The sequence below is a fragment of the Paenibacillus glacialis genome (assembly GCF_001637205.1).
GTDB classification, from domain to species: domain Bacteria; phylum Bacillota; class Bacilli; order Paenibacillales; family Paenibacillaceae; genus Paenibacillus_AQ; species Paenibacillus_AQ glacialis.
On the sequence record NZ_LVJH01000062.1, the window covers coordinates 1 to 755 of the forward strand.

General features: G+C 49.7%; 1 protein-coding gene. It reads left to right on the forward strand.

The genetic code is table 11. The features are described 5' to 3' along the window. Nucleotides 1–68: 68 nt before the first annotated feature. Nucleotides 69–755, forward strand: a 687-nt coding sequence (locus PGLA_RS22185; RefSeq protein WP_068537246.1) for an SDR family oxidoreductase, incomplete at its 3' end; no start/stop codon positions are given.

Below are 755 nucleotides of genomic sequence, written 5' to 3' on the forward strand. Positions count from 1 at the left end.
ACGATAGTGACATGGCGGTGGCGTCTTGCCGTCACAACTAATTTTTCATCCAAAAGGAGAAGATAAAAATGATAGTTATTATGGGAGCAACAGGTACGATAGGAAGTGCGCTTTTGGAACGTTTGGTTGATCTTGGCGTACCCGTCAGGGCGCTGAGCAGAGAGCCAGAGAAGTTGCGTGATCAGATCGGAGAAAAAGGCCGATCGACTATCGAGGTCGCATTGGCGGATGCTTCCGACCCCGAATCGCTGCGCCGCGCGTTTGCAGGTGCTAGCCAGCTCTTCCTTGCCATGTCCAACAGTCCAAGTCAAATCGAATTGGAAACTTCAATCATTCAGATTGCCGCTGAATCTGGAATCAAACACATCGTAAAAATATCCAGCCCTGCCTTTGAGCAGAGTTCTCCAGTGGCAGTGGCTGGCTGGCATCAAGAAATCGAGAAAACGCTGAGGGAATCGGGTCTCACCCACACCGTGTTGCGCCCTTATGCGTTCATGCAAAACTTAATGCGCCTTGCACCAACGATCACAACCCAAAATGTTTTCTTCGGCTCCATGGGCGATTCACCGTGTAACTTCATTGACTGTCGCGATATCGCAGATGTTGCCGCAGAAGTTCTGACCAACCGCGAGGTATCAGGCCAAATATATACGCTTACTGGTTCGGAGATTTTCAGTTATCCTCAGATCGCGAGTCAACTATCCGCCCTGCTTAATCGGCCGATAAGCTACATCAACATGGAACCCCAAGTACTA